Genomic DNA, 9586 nt, shown 5'->3' with positions numbered 1-9586 from the left:
CGCACGGTAATGACCTTGATCGCAGCGCTGGATTGAACAGTCGCGATGGCGTTGCCGGCATAGATCGGGCGCTTGAAGGTATCAGCGCTCTCGACGGCGATGATCTCGGAGATCTGGTCGACGTCCAGCTGAGCAGCGACGCGCGGCAGGAAGTTCTTGCCATTGGTGGTGGCAGCAGCCAGCACGTGGCTGTAATCCTTGGCCAGTCCCGCGATCAGTGGCGCGACGTTTTCAGGCAGCTGATGGGCATAGGCCGCATCGTCGGCCACCAGCACCTTGGAAACGCCTTCGATCTTGGCAGCCGCCTCACCGATGGCTCCGCAGCCGGAGCCGGCAACCAGCACGTGAATGTCGCCGCCGATAGCTTTTGCAGCAGCCACGGTGTTGAGGGTCGCAGCGGCCAGAACGGCATTGTTGTGTTCAGCGATAACCAGGATAGTCATTTAGATTACCTTCGCCTCGTTCTTCAGTTTCTCGACCAGTTCTGCCACGGACTTGACCTTGATGCCGGCGCTGCGAGCAGCCGGCGCTTCGACTTTCAGGGTCTTGACGGTGGAGCCGGTAGATACGCCAAGCGCGTCTGGAGTCAGAACTTCCAGCGGCTTCTTCTTGGCCTTCATGATGTTCGGCAGCGACGCGTAGCGCGGCTCGTTCAGGCGCAAGTCGGTGGTGACGATGGCCGGCAGGTTCAGCGCAACGGTCTGCGCGCCGCCGTCGATTTCGCGCTCGACATTAACCTTATCGCCCGACACTTCGACCTTCGAAGCGAAGGTGCCCTGGGCGAAGCCAGTCAGCGCACCCAGCATCTGGCCGGTCTGGTTGTTGTCGCTGTCGATGGCCTGCTTGCCGAGAATCACCAGCTGTGGCTGCTCCTTGTCGACCACGGCCTTCAGAAGCTTGGCGACGGCCAGAGAGTTCAGCTCTTCGGTCGACTCGACCAGTACGGCGCGATCTGCACCCAGTGCCAGCGCGGTACGCAGTTGTTCCTGGGCAGCGGTAGGACCGATGGAAACCACGACGATTTCGCTCGCTACACCCTTCTCTTTTAGGCGCACGGCTTCTTCCACGGCGATCTCGCAGAAGGGGTTCATCGACATCTTGACGTTGGCCAGGTCGACGCCGGAGTTGTCCGCCTTGACGCGAACCTTGACGTTGTAATCGACCACTCGTTTGACAGCTACAAGAATCTTCATGGATTCCTCGTTACTCTCCGGTGAATAGAATTTCGCCGAGGCGAACCGAGCCATGCTCGAGATCCGGGCCGTCAATTCAGCCCCAGGACCTGTTCGGCGAGCACAAAACTGCCCGTATCTTGACTGCAGGCAATAGCCGGGGTCAACAACGCAAATACCCCGCTATAAGCCGCAGTTTCCGGATTCTAACAGGCTGGAAGAAAATTCAAACAAACGTTTGTATTGGACCCTTTCCGGCGGCTATATATAATGCCGCAGCTCGGCCTGGTCAGGGAAAAACGATCCAGCCTTCACTATCTACAGAATAATCAAGCCTTGAGTAGGAGATAGCCAATGGAACGCGAATACATGGAATTCGACGTAGTCATCGTCGGCGCCGGCCCCGCGGGCCTGTCCGCTGCCTGCCGACTGAAGCAACGAGCCGCCGATGCCGGAAAGGAAATCAGCGTCTGCGTCGTTGAGAAGGGGTCCGAAGTTGGCGCCCACATTCTATCCGGTGCCGTGTTCGAGCCGCGCGCGTTGAATGAACTGTTTCCCAACTGGAAAGAGCTCGAAGCGCCATTGAATACCCCGGTCAAGCGCGACGACATCTACCTGCTCAAGAGCGCCGAAGCCGCTCGCAAACTGCCCAATGCATTGGTTCCGAAAACCATGCACAACGAGGGCAACTACATTATTTCCCTGGGCAACTTCTGCCGTTGGCTGGCCCAGCAGGCTGAAAACCTCGGGGTAGAGATCTACCCAGGCTTTGCCGCGCAGGAAGCGCTTATCGATGAACAAGGCGTGGTCCGCGGCATTATCACTGGCGACCTCGGCGTCGACCGTGAAGGCAATCCAAAGGAAGGCATGTACACCCCCGGCATGGAGCTGCGCGCCAAGTACACCCTGTTCGCCGAGGGCTGCCGCGGCCATATCGGCAAGCAACTGATCAATCGCTTCCAGCTCAATGCCAACGTCGATCCGCAACACTACGGCATTGGCATCAAGGAGCTCTGGGACATCGACCCGGCCAAGCACGAGCAGGGATTGGTGGTGCACACCGCGGGCTGGCCGTTGAATGACGCCAACACGGGCGGCTCGTTCCTCTATCACTTGGAGAACAACCAGGTCGTAGTCGGCCTGATCGTCGACTTGTCGTACAGCAACCCCTTCCTCTCCCCGTTCGATGAGTTCCAGCGCTACAAGCACCATCCGGTGATCAAACAGTATCTCGAAGGTGGCAAGCGGGTCTCCTACGGTGCACGTGCCATCGCCAAGGGCGGCATCAATTCGCTGCCGAAGATGGTATTCAATGGCGGCGCATTGATCGGTTGCGATGCGGGCACGCTGAACTTCGCCAAGATCAAGGGCAGCCATACCGCGATGAAGTCCGGCATGCTGGCCGCCGAAGCGGTAGCGGACGCCCTGTTCGCAGGTAGCGAAGGTGGTGATGAGCTGACCGGCTATGAAGAAGGCTTCAAGGCCAGCTGGCTCTACCAGGAGCTGTATGCGAGCCGCAACTTCGGCGCCGCGATTCACAAGTGGGGCGCGGTAAAGGGCGGTGCGTTCAACTTTATCGATCAGAACATCTTTGGCGGCAAAATTCCGTTCACGCTGCACGACACCAAGCCGGACTATGCGTGCCTGAAAACTGCAGCCGAATCGAAAAAGATCGACTATCCCAAGCCTGACGGAAAGCTCAGCTTCGACAAGCTCAGTTCGGTGTTCCTCTCCAACACCAACCATGAAGAGGAACAGCCGGTCCACCTCAAACTGACCGACCCGAGCATCCCGATCGAGAAGAACCTACCGCTGTACGACGAGCCCGCCCAGCGCTACTGCCCGGCCGGCGTCTACGAGGTGGTGGACAATGACGACGGCAGCAAGCGTTTCCAGATCAACGCGCAGAACTGCGTGCACTGCAAGACCTGCGACATCAAGGATCCCGCACAGAACATCACTTGGGTCGCACCCGAGGGCACCGGGGGCCCCAACTACCCCAACATGTAACAACCAGAAAGGCTCCCTCGGGAGCCTTTTTCTTGCCGGTGGGTTTTGAGCGATCGCCTCGCTCCGTTCTGGTTATTCGGTCCGACCAATAGGGAAGAACTCCCCGTGGCTCCACACCCCCAGCCAACTGGCACCATCGATTTCGCGCGGCACCGCCAGCCCAACCAGCTGGTAGAAAACGTTGCGATGAATCAGCGCCTCAAGATTGGCGCGCACATGCACGTAGGGCGCCGGTTCCTGGCTCTTTGAATCGAGCTCGACCCGCATCGGATGCTCCGCTCCAGCCTCGATCTCGTCACCGACATTCGTGATGAAGCGCAGCACCTGGGCGTCGCCGCTCCCTTCTACCGCTAATTCGATCGCCACGAACGGCGCATCATCCACTTTAATGCCAACCTTCTCTACCGGCGTCACCAGGAAGTAGTCGTCGCCGTCTCGCCGAATCACAGTGGAAAATAGCCGCACCATGGCTGGCCGTCCTATCGGTGTCCCCATGTAGAACCAACTACCGTCGCGGGCGATCCGCATATCCAGATCACCACAAAACGGCGGGTTCCACAGATGCACCGGTGGCAAGCCCTTCTCGGTTTTCGGGATCTGACCCAGCAAATCCCCTGCTTTACCAGAATCGCTCATAAGCCCTCCTCAACGGCTGAGGCCTGTCAGGCGCCGAGCATAGTCGCGCAAGGGCGGCCCCAGCAGCACCTGTGGCGTCGCGTCATAAATGTTCAGCAGCCCGCCGCGGCTGCGAATTCGTGCGGTATCGACCAGATAACGATTGCCTGTCTCGATCAGCATCAATTGAACCACGCTGGTATCGACACCCAGACGATCGAGCGCACGCTGATCGTTGAATTCGTCGAAACTGCCGATGCGGTCGTCGGCAGCAGCAAATCGCGTATACAGCAAGTAATGGGCACCGACCGCGGCGCCTGGTTCAATGCCTCTTCCAACCCGGCCGGCTCTGGAGCGCGCCGCACGAGCGGGAAGTACTCGACGAACCCCTTGAAGGCTTCTTCCGCGACTACGTTCGGCCGGGGGTAGGCGTCACCGGGCGGGACGAAGTGACCCTGAGCGATATAGATGAACGAATCGGGCTGCAGCCGCCAGGAGGCAGACCTCACGGTCTCGCTGTGATCGAGGAAACCCACATCTCGCAATTGATGGCGAGTGCCCTCAGCCATGTCGCTCACCTTCATGCACCCACTCAACACGAGCATGGCCGCGATAAGGCTAAACACTTTCATCTTTTGCTCCTGCCGCTGACGGAAAACCGGCGAATAGCGAAGCGATGCAGCAAACAAGCCAGCTCCACACAAAGTAGCTTCCACGTCCGCTTACTTGTTCATTAACCAGTTTCAGTCAACCCACCGCATGGAAGGTACGCCGGTAGTCCGACGGCGTGGTGCCCAGCTGGGCCGCGAACTGCTGACGGAGCGACAACGTGGTGCCGAAGCCGACCTGCGACGCAACGCATTCGATGGGCATTTCCGTCGTTTCCAGCAACTGCTGGGCCCTTGCTACTCGCTCGGCATTGAGCCACTTGATGAAGGTGGTGCCCGTCGCCTCGCGGAATCGCCGCGTGAAGGTTCGGCGGCTCATGTGGGCGACCTCGGCAAGGGCATCGAGTGACAGGGCCTCCTCCAAATGCTGCCGCGCCCATGCCAGCACTTCCGGTAGCCGGCTCTCGCTCGGCAGTTGGGGTACCGGCTGTTCAATGTACTGGGCCTGCCCCCCCTGACGATGCGGGGGCGTGACCAAGAGCCGCGCGATCCGGTTTGCTGCGTCCGCGCCGTGACGCTGACGCAGCAAATGGAGGCAGCAATCAATGGCGGCGACTGTGCCAGCCGAGGTGATGACGTTATCGTCCGCCACGTAGAGCACGTCGGGCCGGAAATAGCTTCGCGGAAAGCGCCGGGCAAACACCTCGCGAGCCACCCAGTGCGTGGTCGCTTCTCGCCCATCGAGCAGCCCGGCGTCGCCCAGCACGAAGGCACCAAGACACAGCCCGACAATCAAGGCGCCGCGCGCATGAGCTTGACGCAAGCCGTCGATCAGCGCCGCAGGGGCCGGCACCTCAGGATCATTCCAGGCGGGGACGATGACAATGTCGGCGCGCGCCATGGGCGCCATTCCATCCGGCACGTCGATCGTAAGCCCCTGATCGCAGTGCACCTTGCCCGGCTGCGCCGCGCAATAAGACACCTCATAACGAGCGCCGCTCGATCCTGCATCCCCAGCCCCCAAGACCATAGCAGGCACTGACAGGTGGAACAGGCTCACCCCTTCGAAAGCGACAACACAGACATTCAACGAAGACATGGGGATACCGCAGCGGAGTAAATGGCCAGCGAGTATCGCACAAGCTCTGGATTTTTGGCCCGTATATTTCTGAGGCTATAACTTGGGCCAACGGCTCGTTTATGAACCATCGCCGTGGCCGACGACCACACCGCCGGCAAATCTGTCGGCGCGATAACCGGTGTGATGATCGGTGCCACAGCTGAGCAGTTGGGCGCTTTGGTCGGTGCTGGGCTCGGCTGGCTGGCTGGCGGCTGGCGGCTGGCGGCTGGCGGCTGGGGCATTGAGTTAGGTACCGGCCTGAGCGAGACGGTTTATTGCAGTACACGGAGATACCGGCGAGACCGCGCTGGTGCGTTCGTCAAATCGACGAATCGCCCTCGATGATCTGGTCGAGCAAAGCGGCACACGGCTGCATGCACTGAGCTCGTCGACGAACTGAATACCGCTTGGCCTACATTCTTCAGCAACCCGCCCGCGATCGCGCGGGCCGGAATCATCTGTCAGCACAAAGACTCAGGCCGCAAGATATTCTTCGGTCGACGTCAGGCTGGCATAAGCGAAGCCCAGGGCTGCCATCATCACGGCATGGACCTGAGCCGCCGGCACCTGAACACCGCCGAACTCAAGGTCCAGGGTGGCACAGGCATCATGGATGACGGTGACCGGGTATCCCATGTCGGCCGCCGCCCGTACACCAGCGTCGACACACATGTGGCTCATGGCACCAACCACGACCAACTCACCAACGCCTTGCTCGTCCAGCAGTTGCTTGAGATTCGTGTCGCGGAAGGAGTTCGGGTAGTTCTTCACGACCACCGGCTCACCCGCTTGTGGCGCAACGGCGGCCTGGATCTGCACGCCCTCGCTGCCGGGAACGAACACCGGCATCTCATCGTGGGCGAACTCATGACGGACATGGATGACTGGAGTGTTCTTGGCGCGGGCATCGGCGATCACTTTTGCCGCGTTAGCCACGGCGGCCTCGATGCCGCTGAGCGGCAACTTGCCCGTTGGTAGGTATTCGTTCTGAAGGTCGATTACGACCAGTGCACGCTTGCTCATGGCTAGCTCCTGCGAAGATGCTGTATGAAATGTCGAAAACATCATTGGTCATTCGCGCAGCACTGCGAAGGGGTGGGACCGACAACTTCGAGGGCGCTATCGACAGATGCTAAATCAACCGCAAATCGAACTGGGTATCGTGCTCTACCCCGGCGTACAGATGGCGACCGTACTCGGCCTTACGGATCTGTTCGGCATCGCCGGGCGGTTCGACGGCGCGGCGGCCGATCCCGACCGACTACCGCTGCGCATCAGCCATTGGCAACTGGGCGAAACCGATCAGGCAGCCAAGCGGGTCCATGACTCCCACCCCGACGCCTGCGGCGAACCCAGCGTGCTGATCCTCCCGCCCAGCCTGGAGGAGCCGATTTCTGCCGAGGCTGCGCGTCCCTATCTGGATTGGCTTCGCCAGCACCACCAGGCCGGCGTCCGGCTGGCGTCGATATGCGCTGGGGCATTCCTGCTTGGCGAAACCGGACTGCTGGCCGGACGTACCGCGACCACCCATTGGCTGTATGTCGAGCGTTTCATGGCCCGCTTCCCTGACGTACGCCTGAATGCCGACCAGCTCATCATCGACGCCGACGACATCATCACCGCCGGCGGGCTCATGGCCTGGACCGATCTGGGGTTGCGGCTGGTCGACCGCTACCTGGGCGCAAAAGCGATGATCGACACCGCGCAGATGCTGGTCATCGACCCGCCGGGCCGGCAGCAGCGTTACTACAGCGCCTTTTCACCGCGACTGAACCACGGCGACAGCGCCATTCTAGCCGTCCAGCAATGGTTGCAAGAGACCGCTGCCGGGGAGACTGCCCTGGCCGAGCTAGCACAACGCGCAGCGCTGGAAGAGCGGACCTTTCTCAGGCGTTTTCGCAAGGCCACGGGCATGACCACCACAGACTACTGCCAGCGGCTACGCGTCGGTCGCGCCCGCGAATTGCTGCAGACCAGCCGCCTGCCTATCGAACGGGTCGCCTGGGAGGTCGGTTATGCGGACCCTGGCGCATTCAGGAAAGTGTTCACGCGCGTCGTCGGGCTTACACCCGGCGCCTACCGACGCCGCTTTGGCACGGAGCCAGGCACGGCGCGCTGAACCCAGCGGTTTTCAATAACAGCTTGGCCCGAATTTATCGCTAATTGTCTTTCAGGCCGATTTCACCTCTCAGGCCCGATCCCCACAATGCACATTCCCTCAACAGGACACCCTTAGGAGTCGCCCTCATGCTGTTTCAACGGACTTTCGCAAGTTCTCTGGTACTTGCTCTCAGCCTCACCGCTGGCGCTAGCTGGGCCAAGGAGATAAACACCCGTTCATCCGCCTCGGCCAGTGCCGCGGTGCAGATGCAGCAGATTCGCAATGCCACGATGAAAATCAGCTACGCCGATACCACGTTCCTTGTCGATCCGATGCTGGCCAAAAAAGGCACCTATCCCGGTTTTGAAGGCGCGTATCGCAGCGAGCTGCGCAATCCGCTGGTCGAGCTACCGGTGTCGACGCCGGAAGTACTGGCTGGCGTGGATGCGGTCATCGTTACGCACACCCACCTCGACCATTGGGACGACGCGGCTCAGCAACTGGTGCCCAAGAATCTCCCTTTGTTCGTACAGAACGAGTCCGATGCGAAGATCATCCGTGATCAAGGCTTTCAAGACGTTCGTGTTCTGGAGGACGGAGCAGAGTTTGGCGGAGTGACCCTGAGCAAGACCGGCGGCCAGCACGGAACCGACAAGATGTACGCCGATCCACAGCTCGCAAACAGCCTTGGCGAAGCGATGGGTGTCGTTTTCGAAGCCCCTGGCCAGATGACCACGTATCTGGTGGGTGACACCATCTGGCGTGACGAAGTTGATCAGGCGCTGACTCAGTACAACCCAGAAATCGTGGTCGTTAACGCGGGCTACGCACTGGTAACTGGCTACGACGGCGCCATCATCATGGGCAAGGAAGATGTTGTTCGCGCTGCCCAGGCGTTACCTGACGCCAGGATCGTGGCAACGCATATGGACTCCATCAACCATATGGGTCAGACCCGCAACGAGCTGAAGGCCTATGTTACGGAGAAAGGTATTCAAGACCGGATAGACATTCCGGAAGATGGGGCTGTGGTCAAGTTTTAAGAGCAACTTCGGGTCGCCTCTACAGGGCGGCCTTATTGCTTGCAGCGGTCAACCCATCCCAGACCGTGAGTTACGTTTTTGTTCAGCCCCACTGGCGGTAATCCGTCATTGCATTGACGGGGCCTGATTCCGCAATGACATCCGAAACGGGGCTAATGACCCGCTGAGCTTCCCAGTACCATCAGACTGGAGGTCGGGGTCACTAGAGTTGTCAACGGCGATAACGGGTCAGTCGCGCTTGCGCTTGTTGCCCATGCGTACGCCGATATCCATCAGAAACTGGAAGAAGCCTTCCTGATCTTCCAGGACATTACTCCAGAACGGGGAGTGATAAAGCGCTACAGCGCCATGCACCAGCGCCCAGGCGGCGCAATAGTGGAAGTACGGCGGCACGTCTTCCAGCTTGCCCTCTGAGATGCGCCCCTTGATCAGCTGGGTCAGATGCTCGAAGTTCGATGCGCGAATACGATGGAGCTCTTCCACCATCTCCGGAACCTGATTGCCCTTGACGACCTTCTCTTCGAGGCGATCGAACAGACGATAGCGCTGGGGGTCGCGCATGCGGAATTCGAAGTAGGCGCGTGACAGCGCCTCCTTGTCCTGATCGAGGCTCGGTGAATGCAGGAGCTCATTCAAGTCCCGCTCGTAGTCGAGCATAAGCCGCAAGTAGATTTCGGCCTTGGATTTGAAATGCTTGTAGATGGTGCCTTTGCCGATGCCAACCATGTCGGCGATCATCTCGACCGTGACGCTGTCCTCTCCTTGATCGAGGAACAGCTGAAGCGCGGTATCAAGAATCTCTTGTTCGCGACGGCGAAATTCACGGACCTTCCGGGGTTCATTTTGCATAAGAGGCTGCGGCTGGAATCGAAGCAGATGATTATGCCTATCTAGTCAGAAAATGCACGGAACATTGC

Annotated in this window: 9 protein-coding genes and 2 pseudogenes; 4 read left to right on the top strand and 7 right to left on the bottom strand. The window is 59.7% G+C overall.

All coding sequences use genetic code 11. The features are described from left to right. Both DQ405_RS10830 and DQ405_RS10825 read right to left on the bottom strand, forming a co-directional pair. Positions 1–443 (bottom strand): annotated as a pseudogene (locus DQ405_RS10830) (electron transfer flavoprotein subunit alpha/FixB family protein); the annotation flags it as partial. Then, positions 444–1193 (bottom strand): electron transfer flavoprotein subunit beta/FixA family protein, encoded by a 750-nt coding sequence (locus tag DQ405_RS10825; RefSeq protein WP_168424224.1) that lies wholly within the window; start codon positions 1191–1193, stop codon positions 444–446. A gap of 333 nt (positions 1194–1526) precedes the next feature. Between DQ405_RS10825 and DQ405_RS10820 the strand changes: the two genes are divergently transcribed. Continuing rightward, positions 1527–3182 carry an electron transfer flavoprotein-ubiquinone oxidoreductase gene (locus DQ405_RS10820; protein WP_168424223.1) on the top strand — a complete coding sequence of 552 codons (1656 nt, stop codon included), beginning with the start codon at positions 1527–1529 and terminating at the stop codon, positions 3180–3182. Between the two features lie 72 nt (positions 3183–3254). Here the strand turns inward: DQ405_RS10820 and DQ405_RS10815 are convergent, their stop codons facing one another. The 3 genes and pseudogenes from DQ405_RS10815 to DQ405_RS10805 form a co-directional block, all read right to left on the bottom strand. After that, entirely contained in the window at positions 3255–3818 is a 564-nt protein-coding gene (locus tag DQ405_RS10815; protein ID WP_168424222.1) for a DUF1285 domain-containing protein, read from the bottom strand. Between the two features lie 9 nt (positions 3819–3827). Further along, positions 3828–4429 (bottom strand): annotated as a pseudogene (locus tag DQ405_RS10810) (DUF4823 domain-containing protein). Between the two features lie 115 nt (positions 4430–4544). Beyond that, positions 4545–5504 (bottom strand): GlxA family transcriptional regulator, encoded by a 960-nt coding sequence (locus DQ405_RS10805; protein ID WP_168424221.1) that lies wholly within the window; start codon positions 5502–5504, stop codon positions 4545–4547. A 114-nt stretch (positions 5505–5618) separates the two neighbouring features. On the opposite strand from DQ405_RS10805, the gene DQ405_RS10800 reads away from it, so the two are divergent. Next, a complete protein-coding gene (locus tag DQ405_RS10800) occupies positions 5619–5870 on the top strand; it encodes a hypothetical protein (RefSeq protein WP_168424220.1) in 252 nt (83 codons plus the stop codon). 129 nt (positions 5871–5999) lie between these two features. Here DQ405_RS10800 and DQ405_RS10795 read toward each other — a convergent pair whose 3' ends face one another. Then, positions 6000–6548, bottom strand: coding sequence for a cysteine hydrolase family protein (locus tag DQ405_RS10795; RefSeq protein WP_168424219.1), 549 nt, complete (start codon positions 6546–6548; stop codon positions 6000–6002). Between the two features lie 106 nt (positions 6549–6654). Here DQ405_RS10795 and DQ405_RS10790 point away from each other — a divergent pair, with 106 nt between their 5' ends. Together DQ405_RS10790 and DQ405_RS10785 are read left to right on the top strand one after the other, a co-directional pair. Beyond that, a complete protein-coding gene (locus DQ405_RS10790) occupies positions 6655–7644 on the top strand; it encodes a GlxA family transcriptional regulator (protein ID WP_168424218.1) in 990 nt (329 codons plus the stop codon). Between the two features lie 128 nt (positions 7645–7772). Beyond that, complete coding sequence (locus tag DQ405_RS10785; RefSeq protein WP_174824665.1) at positions 7773–8669, top strand: MBL fold metallo-hydrolase; 897 nt, start codon at positions 7773–7775, stop codon at positions 8667–8669. A gap of 228 nt (positions 8670–8897) precedes the next feature. On the opposite strand, the gene DQ405_RS10780 is transcribed toward DQ405_RS10785, so the two are convergent. Further along, on the bottom strand, positions 8898–9518 hold the full coding sequence (locus tag DQ405_RS10780) for a TetR/AcrR family transcriptional regulator (protein ID WP_168424217.1): 621 nt from the start codon (positions 9516–9518) through the stop codon (positions 8898–8900). Positions 9519–9586 lie beyond the last annotated feature (68 nt).

This window comes from Pseudomonas sp. SST3 (assembly GCF_003325755.1).
The sequence above is the reverse complement of the archived record's forward strand: the minus strand, read 5'-3'. Positions and strand labels throughout refer to the sequence as shown.